Source organism: Streptomyces sp. NPDC015125, assembly GCF_043080045.1.
GTDB lineage: Bacteria > Actinomycetota > Actinomycetes > Streptomycetales > Streptomycetaceae > Streptomyces.
Window position 1 is genome coordinate 1 of the sequence record NZ_JBIBVF010000009.1, and the last position, 16,938, is coordinate 16,938.

Sequence of the window (16,938 nt, forward strand, 5' to 3'; positions counted from 1 at the left end):
CGCCCGGTTACATTTCGAACCCGGAAGCTAAGCCTTTCAGCGCCGATGGTACTGCAGGGGGGACCCTGTGGGAGAGTAGGACGCCGCCGAACAATCATTGTGGGAAAGCCCCGCACCTTATGGTGCGGGGCTTTTCTGCGTTCCGGGGCAGTCCCCCTTTCTGGGTTCCCGGGGCTGCATTCTCTGGCCCGTGGGGCGGGGCGGCGGGATGCTGTGCCGTATGGCGTATGTGATCAGGCCGGTGAAGGCGGAGGAGTGGCGGCGGCTCAGGGAGCTGCGGCTGGCGGCCCTGGCGGATCCGGTCGCCCGGGTGGCGTTCAACGAGACTCTGGAGGAGGCCGCCGGCCGGCCCGACGAGCTCTGGCAACGCCGGGCGGCGTGCAGCGAAGAGGGTGTCGCGCCGCTGACGTTCATCGGGGAAGCCGCGGACGGCAGGTGGGGCGGCATGGTGGTGGTCCTGGTCGAAACGGGCGAGGAGGTGCCGCAGACGCATCTCGTGGGGGTGTATGTGCGGCCCGAGCACCGGGGGGCCGGGCTGGCGCGGGAGTTGTTCCGGGCGGCACTCGGATGGTCGTGGGAGCTCACCGAGCCGGTGGTCGAGAGGGCACGGCTGTGGGTGCACGAGGAGAACGGGCGGGCCGCGGCGTTCTACCGGGCGCTGGGCTTCGTGGAGACGGGGCGGACCGGCGCCGATCCGAAGGATCCGGCTGCGCTGGAGCGGGAGATGGTGCTGACGAGGGAGTAGCGCGGTGCGGGGGCCCTGTGCGGCGGGCGTCAGGCCGGCAGGGTGTGGTGGGGCCAGCGGGCGCGGGCCTGTTCGCGGGAGCGCATGGTCGCCAGGGTGAGCAGTCCGCGGCTGCGGCCCGTTTCGAGGAGGCCGGGGAGCGCGGGCAGCGGGGCGAGGGCCGCGATGTCGTCCAGGACGAGGGTGAGTGGTGGGTCGAGCCGACCGTCAGATGACCGTTCGGCCATGCGGCGGCCGTGCTCGACCACGTGCGAGAGGAGTGCGGTGAGCAAGGGCATCGCACCCGGGTCGGTACGCGGATCCTCGATGGGGTCGCCTACCACGTAAAGCGTTCCCCCCTCATCGATAAATGATTCGAGGAGAGCTGAATCCGTTCGAAGTGGATTGCAGGCATCCCGGATATGGATGGAGGAGAGGGCGGCCAGCGCCCGTCCCACCAATTGCTGGGCCGCTTCCCGGCGTTCGGAGTGGGCGGTCAGTACCGACTCCAGCTCGCCGGCCTGGCCTGCGGAGGCCTTGGCGCTGGTGCGCAGGATGCGTACGGGCTCCTGGGCGGCGCCGGTGGTGTGCGCCCAGCGGTGCAGTTGGCGGAACGGGCGGCCGTCCACCGCGGCGGCGTGCAGCCAGCAGCGCAGCAGGGTCTGGGCGGCGTCCGCGACGGCCGAGTCCAGCGCCCCGGCGGGGCGTACGGGGGCGAGCAGGGCGGTGGCGCGGGTGGTGGCGGTGGCGAGGTCCGTACAGCCGGAGGTCGGTGACCAGCGCAGCCGGGCCGGGGTGTCGAGTCGGTGGGTGGGGTCGTAGGTCAGCAGCGGGCCGAGCTTGGCGCGGGTGTCCTTGGTGTCGGACCAGAGGGCGGGATCCGTCGTGGCGACGATCAGGGGGCCCGGTGCGGCGGCCGCGGTGGTGAGGGCCGCCGCGAGGGTGCGGGCGCGGTCGGTGGCGAACTGGAGCCGGGGGAGGGCGGGTTCGGCGCGCGGGGCGGTCGTCTCGGCGCCCGGGAGCGCGGGGGCGGCCGGGGGCGCGGTGCGTTGCTCGGGGACGGGGCCGGTGGCCGTGGCCGCGGTGTCGAGGGGCGGTGGGGACGGTGTGACGGGTACGGCCGGGCCGGCCGAACCGGCCGGCGTGTGCTCGCTGTACGCCGGGGGCTCCGGGGCGGTGGGGGCCGTCTCCCGGACCGCGCTGCGGGGGTCCTGTGCCTCTCCGGTCCGCCGCGTCTCCCCGGCCTGCCGCGCGTTCCGTTCCGTCTCGCGGGCGTCGTGTGCCGCCTCCCGGGCCTCCCTGGTCTTCGCCCGCCGTTCCGCCTGTACGGCGCGATAGCGGGTGACCGTCCCCAGCGTGAAGATCGTCAGGACCAGCAGCACCATCAGCTCGCCGATGAGGATGCCCCAGAACAGGCCGTAGCCGGAGAGCTGGTCCTTGGGGGTGTCGGGCCAGGCGGCGGCCATGTCGTGCGGCGCCGAGACCAGATGCCGCAGCGCCATCGGTGTGCCGGGGTAGGTGACGCCGTCGGGCCAGGCGCCATGGGTGAACAGGCCGGCCAGGCCGGTGGCGGTCCACACCAGCAGGGTCAGGCCCAGCAGGAAGGCGAGCAGTCCGACCAGCAGGGAGTCGGGGATGCCGCGGCCCCGGCCACGGGGGGCGTCGCGGTGGTAACCCCGGCCGGCGCCTCGTTCGTCGTCGTATCCGCGCGTCACGCCACCGTCTCGCTCGACTCGTCTCTCCACTGCCGCGCCATCGCCATGGCTTCGGCGCGTGCCTCGGCCTCGGCGTCCGCCGCCGCCTGGAGGGCGCGCGCCTCATCCGTCGGCATGGCGGACGCCTCGGACATCGCGGAGGCCTCGGTCATCGCCCGGTCGGTGTAGACCAGTGGGCGTTCGGCCTCGGTGATGAGGTGTTTGACGACCTGGACATTGCCGTTGACGTCCCAGACCGCGATGCCGGGGGTGAGGGTCGGGATGATCTCGACGGCCCAGCGGGGCAGGCCGAGCACCCGCCCCGTGGCCCGTGCCTCGTCGGCCTTCTGGGCGTAGATGGTGCGGGTCGAGGCCATTTTGAGGATCGCCGCGGCCTCCCGTGCGGCGGCGCCGTCGACCACATCGCTGAGGTGGTGGACGACGGCCACGAACGACAGGCCGAGCCGCCGGCCGAACTTCAGCAGCCGCTGGAAGAGCTGGGCGACGAAGGGGGAGTTGATGATGTGCCAGGCCTCTTCCACCAGGAAGATGCGCTTCTTGCGGTCGGGGCGGATCCAGGTGTGTTCCAGCCAGACTCCGACGATCGCCATCAGGATCGGCATCGCGATGGAGTTGCGGTCGATGTGCGAGAGGTCGAAGACGATCAGCGGTGCGTCGAGGTCGATGCCCGCCGAGGTCGGACCGTCGAACATCCCGCGCAGGTCACCGTCGACCAGGCGGTCGAGGACCAGCGCCACGTCCAGGCCCCAGGCCCGGACGTCGTCTATGTCGACATTCATCGCCTCGGCCGACTCCGCCTCCGGGTGGCGCAGCTGCTCGACGATATCGGTCAGGACGGGCTGCCGGGCGGTGATGGTCTCGGTGACGTAGGCGTGCGCGACCTTGAGGGCGAAGCCGGAGCGCTCGTCCAGGCCGTGGCCCATCGCGACCTCGATGATCGTGCGCAGCAGGGCCAGCTGGCCGGTGGTGGTGATCGACGGGTCGAGGGGGTTGAGGCGGATGCCGCCGTTGAGGGCGGCGGTCGGGTCCAGGCGGATGGGGGTTATCCCCAGCTCCTGGGCGATGAGGTTCCACTCGCCGACGCCGTCCTCGCCCTGGGCGTCGAGCACCACGACCTGGCGGTCACGGAACCTCAACTGCCGCAGGACATAGGTCTTCTCCAGTGCGGACTTGCCGTTGCCGGACTCGCCGAGGACCAGCCAGTGCGGGGCCGGTAGCTGCTGCCCGTACAGCTGGAAGGGGTCGTAGATGTAGCCCTTGCCGCTGTAGACCTCACGGCCGATGATCACGCCGGAGTCGCCGAGGCCCGGGGCCGCGGTGGGCAGGTAGACCGCCTGTGCCTGGCCGGTGGAGGTGCGTACGGGCAGCCGGGTCGTCTCCACCTTCCCGAACAGGAAGCTGGTGAACGCGTCGGTGAGCGCTCCGAGCGGATCGAGCATGGCCATGACGTACGCGCCTCCCAGCGGCTTTAGCGGCGGATTCCGGTCGCGAACGGCAGGGTGTTGACGAACGCCCGGTGGTGCTCGCGGTCGCACCACTCCAGCTTGAGGTAGGACTTGCCGGCCGAGGCGCGGATGGTGCGCTTGTCGCGGGCGAGCGCCTCGGGCGAGCGGGAGGAGACCGTGAGGTAGCCGACGAGGTTGACGCCGGCGGCGCCGGAGGCCAGGTCCTCGCCCCGCTGGTCGACCCGGCCGTGGTGGGCGACGTCCCGCGGGTCGACGACCCGGTTCATCTTCGCCGCCCGGCTGGCCTCGGCGTCGTCGTTCGTCTTCTCCGTGAGCATCCGCTCGATGGCGATCTCGGTGGGCTCCAGGTCCATGCAGACCGCGACCGTGCGGATCACGTCCGGGGTGTGCACCAGGAGGGGCGCGAGGAAGTTGACGCCCACCGGGGTCAGCGGCCACTCCTTGACCCAGGCGGTGGCGTGGCACCACGGTGCGCGGGTCGTCGACTCCCGCGTCTTGGCCTGCAGATACGTCGGCTCCATCGCATCCAGCTCGGCCGGCCAGGTGTTGCGCTTGCTCATCGCCTGGATGTGGTCGATGGGGTGGTCCGGGTCGTACATGGAGTGCACGAGGGAGGCGAGGCGGGACTGCCCGAGGGGCTGGCGCACCCGGATGTCGGCCTCGGCGAGCCGGGCGCAGATATCGGTCAGCTCACGGGCCATGACGACGGCGAGACCGGCGTCGCGGTCCAGCTTCTTGCGCAGCAGCCCGCCCCGGTGCATGTGGGCGGCGCGCGCCATGGTGTGCGCCTCGGCGGCCAGCTCGCGGGTGTAGTGCATACAGGCGACGAGGTAGGCGCGGTGCTGCTCGGAGGAGGTGGAGACCATCGACTGGAGCTGTTCGTAGGACTCCTGCAGCCAGTCGGGGGAGGAGTGGTCGCCGCGCTGGGCGACGTCCTTGGCGTGGGCGTCCGGGTCGGCCGGCAGCGTCCGGGCCAGCATCTGCAGCCGGGTCACGAAGCCGTCGCCGTTGGCCACATGCTTGAGCAGCGTCCCGAAGCGGTCGACCAGCGCCTCCTGGTCCTCGCTGTCGCGCAGGCCGACGCCCGGCCCCTCGATCTCGATGGCCGCCGTCACCGTCTTGCGGTCGGCGTGCAGCAGCACCGCGATCTCGTCCGGGCCGAACGGCGCGGAGAGCCAGTTGATCCGGCCGATGCCGGGCGGCGGGCCGATCTCGATCTCCCGGCCGTCCAGCCGGACGCCCGCCTCGGCGGCGCCGGAGCGGTAGGTGGCGCCGCGGCGGACCGTACGGCGGAAGCTGCGCCGGATTTCGAACCACTTGTAGAACGTACGGCCCTTGTACGGCACGTAGACGAGGGCGAGCGCCAGCATCGGGAAGCCGGTGAGGGACACGATCCGCAGCGGCAGCATGGGCACCAGCAGCCCGCACATCATGCCGAGGAACGCCCCCGCGATGATCAGCGCGATCTCACCGGTCTCGCGGTTCTTGCCGACGATCGCGTTGGGCCGGGCGCGGCCGATCAGGTATGTGCGACGCGGCGCGATCGGGTGGGACTGCGTGCTCAACGCCCCTCACCTCCTGCTGATTTGCCGGTGCGGGAGCTGCTGCCCGGGCCGGGGTTCGTACGGGGGGCGGGGGTGGCGGGGGCCGAGGAGCGGCCGCCGCCGGTGCGGGAGCTGTGCGCGGCGACACCGCCGGCCACCGCGTCGGCCGGCCGGGACTGGCCGCCCTGCGCGCCCTGTGGCTGCCCGCCGCCGTCCCCGCCCGACCGGCGGGAGCTGTGGGTCTTGATGCCCTGGGACACCAGCGCGGCGGGCGAGGAGATCATCGCGGCGGCCTGGCTGCCGTCGGTGGCCCGGCCCTTGTTCGTACGGGCCGAGACCATCTCGTCGCCGAAGCCGGGGACGAAGCGGTAGATCACCGCGCTGGCGAAGATGGCGAGGATGATGATCGCGAGGCCGGAGACGACGGCGGAGAAGGCGTTCGGGCCCTTGTCGTGGGAGAGCGCACCGGCGATGCCGAGCACGATCACAATGACCGGCTTCACCATGATCACCGCGATCATGATGCCCGCCCAGCGGCGCACATGGCCCCACATGTTCTTGTCGACGAGCCCGGCGTAGACGACGGTGCCGAGCAGCGCCCCGACGTAGAGCAGCGCGGCCCGGATCACCAGCTCCAGCCACAGCACACCGGCGGCGAGCACGGAGACCAGCGACACCACGATCAGCATGATCGGGCCGCCGCCGATGTCCGTGCCCTTGGTGAGCGCCTGCGAGAACGCCCCGAAGAAGGTGTCGGTCTGCGCCCCGGTCCCCTTCGCGATGATCTCGGTGACCCCGTCGGTCGCCGAGACGATCGTGTAGAGGATCAGCGGGGTGAAGGCGGAGGCGAGCACGGTCAGCCAGAGGAACCCGACGGCCTCGCTGATCGCCTCGGTGAGCCGCACGCCGCGCACCGCACGCTTGGCGACGGCCAGGAGCCACAGGACGAGGGTGAGGATCGTCGAGGCGGCGAAGACGACGGCGTACTGCCGCAGGAAGGCGGTGTTGGTGAAGTCCACCTGGGAGGTGGCCTTCACCGCGTCGGAGAGCTTGGTGACGATCCAGGCGGCGGCTTTGGCACAGCCCTTGGCGAGGGAGTCGAGGGGGTCGAGGGGGTTGTTGTCGGTGAGGCCGCCGCCACCAGGGCTCGGTGTGCTGCCACTGCCCCCGCCCCGTCGTTCGCAGAGCTCCTTGGCCTTGTCCGCGAGCAGATCGCAGGCGCCCTCACTCGGCTTGGGCGAGGGAGCCGCGAGCGCGCGGGCGGAGAGGACCATCAGCGTTGCCTGCAGACAGACCAGCGCCGAGGTAACAGTGAGGGCGCGACGTCCGTTGTTACCTCGCATACGTGAACCCTCCGAAACCTTGGACGGCCTGGGACATGTCCTTGGCCGTCGCGGCGGCCTGGTCGCCGCCGATCGGCGCCGGCCCGGCCTTCTGCGTGAAGCCGGCGACCTTCCAGTCACCGTTCACCCACTGCATTTGCATCGTGGACGTGTACCAGCTCTCCGCGACCGGATTCTGGGACCCCTGGCCGGCGAGGCCGAACAAGGTGGAGTACCAGACTGCGACCGTGGCCGTGGTGCCCCCGAACTTCTCGGCCTTCGTCCCGGCCGGGTTTGCCCGGGACACGAAGGTCATCCCGCTGGGTGCGTTGCCGTCCGCCTTGAGGCCGATCTTGTTGAGGAACTTGGGGTCCGTGTAGATCTTGCGCAGGCTTTCCTTGCGGTCCGCGGCCGCAGAGGAGGTGTAGACGGCGTCAACGATCGCGTCGCGCTGGGCTGACTTGTACATTCCGCCGCTGGAGAGCGCCACCGCATAATTCGCCGCCGCCGACTGCGCCCCCTGCTCCGTCTTGGCGAAGCCCGACGCGATCCCCCCGTTCTTGCCGGAGACCGGCTTGGTGCCGGTGGGGGCGGTGGGCTGGGCGTGGTCGGTGTCCTTGGGGGAGTCGCCGGCGGGGGTTTCGCTGTTGCCGCTTCCGCCGCGGTTGGCGAAGGCGATGGCCGCGAGCAGCAGGACGATCACGCCGACGATGGTGACGAGGTTGCGGCTGGACATGCCGGCGCGGGGCCGCCGTCCCGAGCCGTAGATGTCACCGTCGCTGTCGGGAAGTCTGGTCCGTGTCTGGCCCGTCTCGGGACCGCGGTGGCCGTCGCCGCCGTAGCCGCCGTCGTCACTGAGACTCATCGCGCCTGTGCCCCCTCTGCCGCCGTCGCCGTGCGTGCCGTAGTTGTGCCGCCCTCATATGACCGTAGCCGCGCGGGCGCCGGCTCGGGTGCAGCGGTACGAGTACATCTCACCGTGACGGGTCCTCAGATGCGGTACGGCAGAGGCGAATGGGGGACTCTGGGTCATTTGTGCTCATCGCCTGCTCCGCGGTTGCCGTCGCCTTCTTGCGCCTTCTTGCTTCCGGGTCCACCTGTCCCCGCGCAGCGGCCCGCCCAATCGGTCCGCTGGTGGCGGGGGTGGCCAGGGCGCGGGGGGCGGGGCCGTCGGGCCGGGCGTGAGGGGGCGTCAGCATGGGGCCTCGGCTGGGAGGTGGGGCCGGTGGGAGCGAGTGGGGGCACGGGACGGCGGAGAGATGGCGGGCGGGGGCGCATGGGGAGCGGCCCGGGGACGGGGGCGGGCCGGGGTGTGCACCACTCGGCCGGCCCCGGCAGGCCCTCGGAAGTGGCCGCGCTAGACCGCCATGCCGTAGACGATGGTGAACAGCGTCCCCAGGGAGCCGATGATGAAGACGCCGGTCAGGCCGGCCACGATCAGGCCCTTGCCCTGCTCGGCGCTGAAGGTGTCGCGCAGCGCGGTGGCGCCGATGCGCTGCTTGGCGGCACCCCAGATCGCGATGCCGAGGCAGAGCAGGATGGCCACCGCCATGACCACCTCGATCATCACGCGGGCCTCGTTGCCCAGGCTCCCGAACGGCCCCCAGTCCGGGGCGATTCCGCCGATGATGGTGGTGATGTCGCCTTTTTCGGCCGCAATGAACATGTGTGAACTCACCGCCCCTTGATGGGTAGTTGCGTGCCCGTGCCGCGCGGCACAGGTCAGTCTCTATCTTCGCTGACAAACGGGCCGTCAGCTGTCGACTTGGCGGCTTTCTTTGACGGATCCCGTGGGAGTGGCGTGTGGATGTGGGCGCACGCCGTCCATTGAACCGACTGGTGTCACTGTGTGTATCACGGGGGGTACCCCTGAGCAATGATCATCGGAAGTAGTGGTGGCCGGTCCGGCGTGCCGTCGTGGCCGGGGCCGTTCGGGTGCCGGTGATCTGCTGTCCTTGTCCGGTTCCGCGGGCCTCGTTCCGTCGCGGGGCTCGTGTGCAGTGTCGCTCATCCGGCGGTGTTCCGGGTGCCGTCGTGAGCGGGGTCGGCCCCCGGGCCGAAGCGCCCCCTGCGCCGGGTCGTGCGCCGCCGTGCTGTGCCGGGAGCGGCACGGCGCGCGCGGAGCGACCGGAAAAAGGCAGTGAACCGGGGCTGAATGGGGGAGGGTTGGGGCGTGCGGAAATTCTGGGTGGCCGGTGGGCTCGGGACAGGGCTGGTGCTCTGCTTGCTCGGGCTGCTTGTGATCGGTACGTACACGGTGGCGGCCCGGCTGGCCGGAGCCGGCGGGCGGGCGCTCGGGCTGGCGAAGGGTGCGGTGCCGGCCGAGTACCAGCCGCTGGTGCAGAAGTGGGGGGCGCTCTGTCCGGCGATAAGCCCCGCACTGCTGGCGGCACAGCTCTATCAGGAGAGCGGGTGGAACCCGAAGGCACAGAGCCCGGCGGCCGCCCAGGGCATGGCGCAGTTCATCCCGGGGACGTGGCAGACGCACGGCGTCGACGGGAACGGCGACGGCAAGAAGGACGTGTGGGACCCGGACGACGCGATTGCGTCGGCGGCCTCGTACGACTGTGAGCTGGCCGGCTACGTGAAGAGCGCGCCGGGCAACGCCACGCACAACATGCTCGCGGCGTACAACGCGGGGGCGTACCGCGTGATCCAGTACAACGGGGTGCCGCCGTACCGCGAGACCCAGAACTACGTGAAGACGATCACGACGCTCGCGAAGAGCTTCGAGGCGCCGTCGGGTCCGGTGGCGCCGTCGAAGCAGGCCGCGGGGGCGATCTACTTCGCGCAGGAGAAGCTCGGTACGCGCTATCTGTGGGGTGGTACGGGAACGGCGGCACAGGGCGGGCGGTTCGACTGTTCGGGGCTGACCCAGGCGGCGTACCACTCCGTGGGTATCGAGCTGCCCCGGGTGGCGAACGACCAGTGGAACGCCGGGGCGCATCCGAAGCGGGATGAGCTGCTCCCGGGTGACCTGGTGTTCTTCGCCTACGACCTGAAGGACCCGCGGTCGATCCACCATGTGGGGATCTATGTGGGTGGTGGGTACATGATCAACGCGCCGTACACCGGGGCCGTGATCCGGTTCGACAAGATCGATACGCCGGACTACATCGGTGCCACCCGCGTCACCTCCGATGGCGCAAAAGCGCTGCCCGGTACGAACGCTGCGTGAACATAGGGCCCTGAACTGCAGTGATGAATCAAGCTTCGATAACGTCCTGGTGATCATCCGGTGGAGAGTGGAACGGCAGGGGTGGACATCGCGTTTCCTTGTCGTGGGGACGTAGCAGAGCTCGACGCAGCACACGCTCGACGACCACGGGGGCAGGCAGCACACGACGGCGCTCGCGCGCGCGAAAGATAAGGGGCCGTGGCAGATGGCTGGACTCGCACTCGAGGGGCCGAACCCCGATGTCGACGTGCTCGACGGCATCAACGGCCTCGCGAAGGACGCCCCTCACTGGGCCAACAAGGCCATGGAGTACATCGGCGAGTACGGCATCATCGCCGGCCTCGGGGTGCTGTGTCTGATCGCCTGGTGGTCCGCCCGCCGTAAGCCGGGCGCGCCGTCCGCCGTCGCGGGCCTGGTCTGGGCGCCGCTGGCCGCGGGCCTCGCGCTGCTGGCCAATATCCCGATCCGGAACTTCGTCGAGCGGCCCCGGCCGTTCAAGGACCACGCCGGGCTGGAAGTGCTGATCCCCGGCAAGAGCGACTTCTCGTTCGTGAGCGATCACGCGACGCTCACCATGGCGGTCGGCGTCGGCCTGTTCGTCGCCCACCGCAAGTACGGCCTGATCGGGATCGCGCTGGCGCTCGCGGAGGGCTTCTGCCGCGTCTACATGGGCGTGCACTACCCGACCGACGTGATCGGCGGGTTCGCGCTGGGCACCGCCGTCGCGCTGCTGCTCGCGCCGCTTGCGCAGGCGCTGCTGGAGCCGCTGACGACGGCGATCGGCCGGTCGAAGGTGGGGTGGCTGGTGCAGGCGCCGGGCGCGGGCGGTGCCGCGGAGCAGGATGCCGAGGGCGGCCGGGTGGTGGCGACCGGATCGGCGATGCCGCGGGGGCACAAAGAGCGGGACAAGGACCTGGCGGCCTGAGGGGCGGTCGGACCGGAGGAACGAACCGGTCTGACGGCCCGGGGAGCGACGACCTGGCGGATGCGGACGGCCCGGACCCCCTTGCGGGGCCGGGCCGTCCGTGTGTCCGCCGGTGTGCCGGGCGGTGTCAGTGCCGGGCGGTGTCAGAGCGCCTGCGGGAAGGTGCTGAACAGCCGCTGCGGGTCGTAGGTCCGCTTGACCTGGGCGAGGCGGGTGGCGGCAGCGCCGTAGTAGGCGGACTTCCAGTCGGTCAGGCCGGGGTCGGTGTAGTTCTGGTAGGCGGCGCCCGAGGAATGGCGGCGCATCGCGTCATGGAAGGAATTCAGCCACGCTGTGCGCGTGGCGGACGAGCCGTTCGCCGGCCAGGACGTCAAGTACTGGGCGAGGAACCGCGAGCCGCGGTGGACGAAGGCGGTGTCGGTGCGCCCGACGCGGTTGATCGCGCCGCCCAGCGCCGTCAGCGCCACATTCCCGTTGACGCCCTTGCGGCCGCCCGCCTCGATCTGGTCCATCAGGGTGCGGATACCGGCCGTGGACAGCGAGCGGTCGAAGAAGTGCGAGCGGGCGGCGTAGGTCTCGCGGCCCAGCTGCCCGGAGCCGGTGTGGCCGGGCAGCGAACCCGGCATATGGCACTGGGCGGTGGACTTGGAGGAGCAGCCCGCGTAGGACTCCATGGCGTCCAGGTAGCCGGTCGGCGTGAGGTGGACGCTCTTGGCGGGGCCGGGGCCGCCCGGCTGGTCGGCGAGCTTGTCGAGGGCGTTCTTCAGGTCGCCGTAGCTGCCCAGGGAGAAGGCCGCGACGGAGACGGACGGGGTGTTGCCGGGGCGGGCGTCGAGATGGCAGGCGGACCATATCTCGTCGGCCTGCACCGGCCCCCACTTCTGCCAGGACGCCACGACCTTCGCCGCCTTGGACCACGGCCAGGTGAGGTATGCCATCACCGCGCGGGGCGCCGGATGCGTACGGAAGCGGAGTTCGGTCACCACGCCGAAGTTGCCGTTGCCGGCGCCGCGCAGCGCCCAGAACAGGTCGGAATGCCGGCTCTTGTCGCAGTCGACGGTCTTGCCGTCGGCCGTGACCAGGGTGGCGCCGACGAGGCTGTCGCAGGTCAGCCCGTACGCACGGGAGGCCACGCCATGGCCGCCGCCGAGGGTGAGACCGGATATGCCGACGGTGGGGCACGAGCCCCCGGGTATCGTCACGCCGTGCGCCCCGAGGCCCTCGTAGACGTCGATGAGCTTGGCGCCGGCCCCGATGCTGGTGGTGCCGCCGGACGGCGTGCCGACCTTGGAGAGGGCGGAGACGTCGATGACGAGCTTGCCGTTGCCGCTGGACCAGCCGGCGTAGGAGTGGCCGCCGCTGCGGATGGCGACCGGGGTGTCGTAGCGCCGGGCGAAGGCGAGGCACTCGGCGATGTCCGCCGGGTGCTCGACATAGGCGATGGCCGACGGCTTCAGCGTGTCGTAGCGGGTGTTGTAGAGGCGGCGGGCGGTCGCGTAGGCGGCGTCGGAGGCCCGCACCAGCTTGCCGTCCAGGCTCTTGCCCAGCGCGGTCCAGGAGGTCTGGGAGGCCCGGCTGTGGACGGCGGCCCCCGCGGGGGCGGAGGCCGCATTGCTCTGTGCCGCAGCGGTGCCGGTGCCCGACGCGGAGGACGCCGCACCCGCCTTGCCGGTCTTGTCGTCGCAGCCGGTGGCCAGGGCGACCGAGGCCGCCGCCAGTCCGCCGCCGGCCTGCAGGAGTGTGCGCCGCTTCACTGGGATGAATCCCCCTCGATGTTTTTGTACGGTCCTGCCCCGCCTGCCGATGGGCCCGGCCGCCGGTCACGGGGCGCGTGCAGGGAGGGCCGCACCGGGCGGTTGCGGCGGCGCGCCCCACTCACGTTCCGCTGTGCCCGGTATTGCTCCGCACTGTCCGGTGCCGTCCGTGACGTCCGTTACCGGTGTGGTGCGCGAACTCCCCTCACTAGGCAGATGCCGTAAGGGCGTTGAGGGTTCCCGGAACGGACTCGTTCATTCCATGGGGCGCTCGGGGCCGGTGTCCGCACCCGGTCCGGCCGCCGCGTCGGCCAGATGGTGCTCCGCGTCCGTACGCGCCTGAGAGCGGGCACGGCGGGCCGGCCCCCGCCAGCCGCAGGTGCAGCGGGCCGTGCAGAAGGAACCGCTCTCGGTGGTGGAGGTCGTATGGGGGGCTCGGTGGGGCACCCCGTCACGCTACGCGTCCCAGGTGCCTTGCGTGACGAGCCCCCTTGACGGTCGTTGAACCGAGCGGTCGACGGAACGTCAGAGGCGGCGGTGGCGGAACGTGTGACCCTCCCGAGCGGACCGGCCGGCCCAGGCCGGTCCCGAAGACAGCGGCCGAGGGGGCTCGTACGCGATGGTGGTGCAGGACAGGCGAGGCGGCGGCGCGGTCGTCGTGGCCGTGGCATGCGGGACGGGTCTGGCGGTCGGGCTGCTGACGACGGGCTGTTCACCGGACGGGGCCGTGGCCGACGACCAGGAGCCGTCCGGCCGGACCGCTGCCGCCGCGGAGGTCCGAGGCAGCGCCGCCGTCCTGCTGCGGGCCGGCTCCGCCAGGGTCCGTACGTCCATGGAGACGACGAGCGGCGGCACCCGTGTCGCCATCCGGGGCGCCGGCGGCTACGACTTCGCCACGAGCACCGGCCGGCTGCGGGTCGTGCTCCCCGACCCCGCGGGCCGGACCGGCGGCGGTCATCAGCCGGTCACGGAGATCCTCGCGCCCGGTGCGCTGTTCATGAAGAACCGCGGGGCGGGGGTGCCCGCCGACAAGTGGGTGCGGGTGGACACCGCCTCCCTGAGCGACGGGAATCTGGTCACCGGCGGGGCGACCGATCCGCTGGCCGCCGCGGAACTGCTGCGCGGCGCGCGGGAGGTGACCTACCAGGGTGAGGAGCGGCTGGACGGCGTGATGGTGCGGCACTACCGCGGGACGACGGACATCGGGACGGCCGCCCGGGAGGCGTCGCCGCGTACGAGGCCCGCGCTGGTCGCCGCGGAGCAGGGGTTCACCACCGACGCGGTGCCGTTCGAGGCGTATCTGGACGAGGACGGGCGGCTGCGCAAGGTGCGCCAGTGGTTCCGCTACGCCAACGGTGCGCCGAAGGGGGTATCGGTGACGTCCACCACGGAACTGTCAGATTTCGGGACAAAGGTCGTGGTGCACCTGCCGGATGAGCGCGACATCTATGCGGGGAAGATCGCTTCGCCCGCGCCGTAGGGATGGGCGCGGTGCGGGAGGGCATGTGACGGGGGCGCTTGCCGGATGGCGGAAATGGTCCATCCGTGCCATGCGCGGAGCGTGCGCCCGTCCTTACGCTGACGGTAACCACCCAAGGCGTGGGAAGGCGCTCGAAAGAGGAGGTGTGGTACGTGGCCGGACACCGCCCTACGACGGTCCAGGACTACGTAGCCCTCGTCGAGATCGACCTGACCGGTGAGTTGATGATCGCGGCCGCGGCGGCGAGCGAGGACCGGCTCAGCCCGGACCGCATCGACGAGGTGCTGGAGGTCGACGGGGAGGGCGGCGACGGCATGGGCCGGGCGCGCCGTCGGCCCGGGCCCGCGGGACGCTCTCCCGGCTGAGGGCTGTCCCGTGGCGCGGGGTGCGCCGGGCCGGCCGGCTCAGGTGCGCAGCATCCGTTCGATGGCCTTGGTGGCCTCCTGGACCTTGGCGTCGATGGCCTCGGGGCCCTGGACGGCCCCCGGAGCGGAGCTCTCAAGGACCGCAGCGGCGACGCAGTGCCGCAGATGTTCTTCCAGGAGCTGGAGGCCGAAGGACTGCAGGCCCTTCGTGCTCGCCGAGACCTGGGTGAGTATGTCGATGCAGTAGACGTCCTCTTCGAGCATCCGCTGCAGTCCGCGGATCTGGCCCTCGATCCGGCGCAGTCGCTTGATGTGTGCGTCTTTCTGCTGTGCGTAGCCGTGGGTGCCGGATGGCGCCGAAGTCTCTGCGTTATCGGTCACGGTTTGAGCTGCGTCCCGGGGGTCGGTGTCCGGCTGCCGGGGGTGGCAGGCCGCGGCGGCTGCGGCGCTGCCGGTGGTGTCGGCGTCCGTGGTCGTCATGGCCGTCTCCCGTGGTATCTAGGCGATCTATATACCCCTGGTGGGTATATGGTACCGAACTTTGCGGGCACCTGTGGTACCCCGTGCAGAGCATGCTGCACGATGGGCGACACTGAAGGAATGCCGGTTAGCTGTGGCTGGATGATGCGCCTAGCATCAACTCGACCGAATCCGATGCACCCCGAGGATTTCACGTGCGCTTTCGTCTGACCCCCAGGGAGACGAGCTTCTACGACATGTTCGCCGCCTCCGCGGACAACATCGTCACGGGCTCCAAGCTCCTGATGGAACTGCTCGGGGCGGACGCCTCCGCTCGCGCAGAGATCGCCGAGCGGATGCGGGCGGCGGAGCACGCGGGTGATGACGCGACCCACGCGATCTTCCACCAGCTGAACTCCTCGTTCATCACGCCGTTCGACCGCGAGGACATCTACAACCTGGCCTCGTCGCTCGACGACATCATGGACTTCATGGAAGAGGCGGTCGACCTGGTCGTCCTCTACAAGGTCGAGGAGCTCCCCAAGGGCGTCGACCAGCAGATCGAGGTACTGGCACGGGCGGCCGAGCTGACCGCCGAGGCCATGCCGCATCTGCGGACCATGACCAACCTCACCGAGTACTGGATCGAGGTCAACCGCCTGGAGAACCAGGCCGATCAGATCCACCGCAAGCTGCTGGCGCACCTCTTCAACGGCAAGTACGACGCCATCGAGGTCCTCAAGCTCAAGCAGATCGTGGACATCCTGGAAGAGGCGGCGGACGCGTTCGAGCATGTCGCCAACACGGTCGAGACCATCGCGGTCAAGGAGTCCTGAGCGCCGCCCATGGAGACCTTCGCGCTCGTCGTGACCATTGTGGTCGCGCTCGGATTCACCTATACCAACGGCTTCCACGACTCCGCGAACGCCATCGCGACCTCGGTCTCGACGCGGGCACTGACCCCGCGCGCGGCGCTGGCGATGGCCGCCGTGATGAACCTCGCCGGTGCGTTTCTCGGCAGCGGGGTCGCCAAGACGGTCAGCGAAGGGCTGATCGCCACTCCCCAGGGCAACCAGGGGATGGGCATTCTCTTTGCCGCGCTGCTCGGCGCGGTGGTCTGGAACCTCGTCACCTGGTACTTCGGCCTGCCGTCCTCGTCCTCGCACGCCTTGTTCGGCGGCATGGTCGGTGCGGCGCTCGCCGGCGGCACCAAGGTCATCTGGGGCGGCGTGATCGAGAAGGTCGTCCTGCCGATGTTCATCTCGCCGGTCATCGGCCTGGTGCTCGGCTATCTGGTGATGGTCGTCATCCTCTGGATGTTCCGTAAGTCCAACCCGCACAAGGCCAAGCGCGGCTTCCGCATAGCCCAGACCGTCTCGGCCGCCGGTATGGCGCTCGGCCACGGTCTGCAGGACGCCCAGAAGACCATGGGTGTCGTGGTGATGGCCCTGGTCATCGCCGATGTCGAGGACGCGGACGACGCCATCCCGATCTGGGTCAAGCTGGCCTGTGCGCTCACCCTCTCGCTCGGTACGTACGCGGGTGGCTGGCGCATCATGCGCACCCTGGGCCGCCGCATCATCGAGCTGGACCCGCCGCAGGGCTTCGCCGCGGAGACCACGGCCGCCTCGGTCATGTACACCGCGTCGTTCATGTTCCAGGCGCCGATCTCCACGACCCATGTCATCACCTCCGCGATCATGGGCGTCGGCTCGACCAAGGGCCCGCGCGCGGTGCGCTGGGGCGTCGCCAAGAACATCGTGATGGGCTGGTTCATCACCATGCCGGCGGCGGCGCTGGTCGCGGCGCTGGCGTTCTGGCTGATCCGGCTGGCCTTCGGCTGACCGACGCCGCTGCGCGGCCGGGCAGGTTGTGGCCCGCGCCCGCGCCCGCGCCCGGGCCACCGGCCTCGGACCGGAGGCCGGATACGGCTGCGGAGCACACAGCCGGATACCGCCGCAGAGCACACAGAACGGGCCCGCCCCCGGGAAGAGGGGCGGGCCCTT

16 protein-coding genes and 1 rRNA gene are annotated in these 16,938 nt (G+C 70.8%); 8 read left to right on the forward strand and 9 right to left on the reverse strand.

Annotation, left to right across the window (positions count from 1 at the left end):
- Together rrf and ACF088_RS20375 are read left to right on the forward strand one after the other, a co-directional pair.
- A 5S ribosomal RNA gene (gene rrf / locus ACF088_RS20370) occupies positions 1-92 on the forward strand; the annotation flags it as partial.
- Positions 93-220: 128 nt separating this feature from the next.
- Positions 221-745: a GNAT family N-acetyltransferase gene (locus ACF088_RS20375; RefSeq protein ID WP_392377175.1), complete on the forward strand. Its 525-nt coding sequence runs from the start codon at positions 221-223 to the stop codon at positions 743-745.
- A gap of 29 nt (positions 746-774) precedes the next feature.
- Here the strand turns inward: ACF088_RS20375 and ACF088_RS20380 are convergent, their stop codons facing one another.
- The 6 genes from ACF088_RS20380 to ACF088_RS20405 all read right to left on the reverse strand — a co-directional run bounded on the left by ACF088_RS20380 (position 775) and on the right by ACF088_RS20405 (position 8,437).
- Positions 775-2,439 (reverse strand): TraM recognition domain-containing protein, encoded by a 1,665-nt coding sequence (locus ACF088_RS20380; RefSeq protein ID WP_392377176.1) that lies wholly within the window; start codon positions 2,437-2,439, stop codon positions 775-777.
- Positions 2,436-3,878 (reverse strand): ATP-binding protein, encoded by a 1,443-nt coding sequence (locus tag ACF088_RS20385; protein ID WP_392377375.1) that lies wholly within the window; start codon positions 3,876-3,878, stop codon positions 2,436-2,438. The genes ACF088_RS20380 and ACF088_RS20385 overlap by 4 nt, the downstream gene beginning before the upstream one ends.
- 29 nt (positions 3,879-3,907) lie before the next feature.
- Positions 3,908-5,470 carry an SCO6880 family protein gene (locus ACF088_RS20390; protein WP_392377177.1) on the reverse strand — a complete coding sequence of 521 codons (1,563 nt, stop codon included), beginning with the start codon at positions 5,468-5,470 and terminating at the stop codon, positions 3,908-3,910.
- On the reverse strand, positions 5,467-6,792 hold the full coding sequence (locus tag ACF088_RS20395) for a hypothetical protein (RefSeq protein ID WP_392377178.1): 1,326 nt from the start codon (positions 6,790-6,792) through the stop codon (positions 5,467-5,469). Before ACF088_RS20395 ends, ACF088_RS20390 begins: the two co-directional genes overlap by 4 nt.
- Positions 6,782-7,636 carry a hypothetical protein gene (locus tag ACF088_RS20400; protein ID WP_392377179.1) on the reverse strand — a complete coding sequence of 285 codons (855 nt, stop codon included), beginning with the start codon at positions 7,634-7,636 and terminating at the stop codon, positions 6,782-6,784. Before ACF088_RS20400 ends, ACF088_RS20395 begins: the two co-directional genes overlap by 11 nt.
- 492 nt (positions 7,637-8,128) lie before the next feature.
- On the reverse strand, positions 8,129-8,437 hold the full coding sequence (locus ACF088_RS20405; protein ID WP_006603970.1) for a hypothetical protein: 309 nt from the start codon (positions 8,435-8,437) through the stop codon (positions 8,129-8,131).
- Between the two features lie 507 nt (positions 8,438-8,944).
- Here ACF088_RS20405 and ACF088_RS20410 point away from each other — a divergent pair.
- Together ACF088_RS20410 and ACF088_RS20415 are read left to right on the forward strand one after the other, a co-directional pair.
- Positions 8,945-9,949, forward strand: a complete 1,005-nt coding sequence (locus ACF088_RS20410) for an NlpC/P60 family protein (RefSeq protein WP_392377180.1) — start codon at positions 8,945-8,947, stop codon at positions 9,947-9,949.
- A gap of 205 nt (positions 9,950-10,154) precedes the next feature.
- Positions 10,155-10,874, forward strand: a complete 720-nt coding sequence (locus tag ACF088_RS20415; protein WP_392377181.1) for a phosphatase PAP2 family protein — start codon at positions 10,155-10,157, stop codon at positions 10,872-10,874.
- A 143-nt stretch (positions 10,875-11,017) separates the two neighbouring features.
- On the opposite strand, the gene ACF088_RS20420 is transcribed toward ACF088_RS20415, so the two are convergent.
- Together ACF088_RS20420 and ACF088_RS20425 are read right to left on the reverse strand one after the other, a co-directional pair.
- Positions 11,018-12,628: an FAD-binding oxidoreductase gene (locus tag ACF088_RS20420; protein ID WP_392377182.1), complete on the reverse strand. Its 1,611-nt coding sequence runs from the start codon at positions 12,626-12,628 to the stop codon at positions 11,018-11,020.
- 255 nt (positions 12,629-12,883) lie between these two features.
- The gene (locus tag ACF088_RS20425; RefSeq protein ID WP_392377183.1) at positions 12,884-13,075 is read right to left on the reverse strand and encodes a hypothetical protein; all 192 of its coding nucleotides are present in this window, start codon (positions 13,073-13,075) and stop codon (positions 12,884-12,886) included.
- 172 nt (positions 13,076-13,247) lie between these two features.
- Between ACF088_RS20425 and ACF088_RS20430 the strand changes: the two genes are divergently transcribed.
- Both ACF088_RS20430 and ACF088_RS20435 read left to right on the forward strand, forming a co-directional pair.
- On the forward strand, positions 13,248-14,108 hold the full coding sequence (locus ACF088_RS20430) for a hypothetical protein (protein ID WP_392377184.1): 861 nt from the start codon (positions 13,248-13,250) through the stop codon (positions 14,106-14,108).
- Between the two features lie 143 nt (positions 14,109-14,251).
- A complete protein-coding gene (locus ACF088_RS20435) occupies positions 14,252-14,473 on the forward strand; it encodes a hypothetical protein (protein ID WP_392377376.1) in 222 nt (73 codons plus the stop codon).
- A 39-nt stretch (positions 14,474-14,512) separates the two neighbouring features.
- Here the strand turns inward: ACF088_RS20435 and ACF088_RS20440 are convergent, their stop codons facing one another.
- Positions 14,513-14,953, reverse strand: a complete 441-nt coding sequence (locus tag ACF088_RS20440; RefSeq protein WP_392377185.1) for a metal-sensitive transcriptional regulator — start codon at positions 14,951-14,953, stop codon at positions 14,513-14,515.
- A 194-nt stretch (positions 14,954-15,147) separates the two neighbouring features.
- On the opposite strand from ACF088_RS20440, the gene ACF088_RS20445 reads away from it, so the two are divergent.
- Positions 15,148-15,768 carry a DUF47 domain-containing protein gene (locus ACF088_RS20445; RefSeq protein WP_026170326.1) on the forward strand — a complete coding sequence of 207 codons (621 nt, stop codon included), beginning with the start codon at positions 15,148-15,150 and terminating at the stop codon, positions 15,766-15,768.
- A 9-nt stretch (positions 15,769-15,777) separates the two neighbouring features.
- Positions 15,778-16,776, forward strand: coding sequence for an anion permease (locus tag ACF088_RS20450; RefSeq protein ID WP_392377186.1), 999 nt, complete (start codon positions 15,778-15,780; stop codon positions 16,774-16,776).
- The last annotated feature ends 162 nt before the right edge of the window (positions 16,777-16,938 follow it).

Bases quoted from the DNA above. Each gene is read 5' to 3' on its own strand.
- ACF088_RS20415 (WP_392377181.1), top strand. From the start codon at position 10,155: ATGGCTGGACTCGCACTCGAGGGGCCGAACCCCGATGTCGACGTGCTC.
- ACF088_RS20405 (WP_006603970.1), bottom strand. From the start codon at position 8,437: ATGTTCATTGCGGCCGAAAAAGGCGACATCACCACCATCATCGGCGGA.
- ACF088_RS20430 (WP_392377184.1), top strand. From the start codon at position 13,248: ATGGTGGTGCAGGACAGGCGAGGCGGCGGCGCGGTCGTCGTGGCCGTG.
- ACF088_RS20440 (WP_392377185.1), bottom strand. From the start codon at position 14,953: ATGACGACCACGGACGCCGACACCACCGGCAGCGCCGCAGCCGCCGCG.
- ACF088_RS20400 (WP_392377179.1), bottom strand. From the start codon at position 7,636: ATGAGTCTCAGTGACGACGGCGGCTACGGCGGCGACGGCCACCGCGGT.
- ACF088_RS20375 (WP_392377175.1), top strand. From the start codon at position 221: ATGGCGTATGTGATCAGGCCGGTGAAGGCGGAGGAGTGGCGGCGGCTC.
- ACF088_RS20385 (WP_392377375.1), bottom strand. From the start codon at position 3,878: ATGCTCGATCCGCTCGGAGCGCTCACCGACGCGTTCACCAGCTTCCTG.
- ACF088_RS20395 (WP_392377178.1), bottom strand. From the start codon at position 6,792: ATGCGAGGTAACAACGGACGTCGCGCCCTCACTGTTACCTCGGCGCTG.
- ACF088_RS20450 (WP_392377186.1), top strand. From the start codon at position 15,778: ATGGAGACCTTCGCGCTCGTCGTGACCATTGTGGTCGCGCTCGGATTC.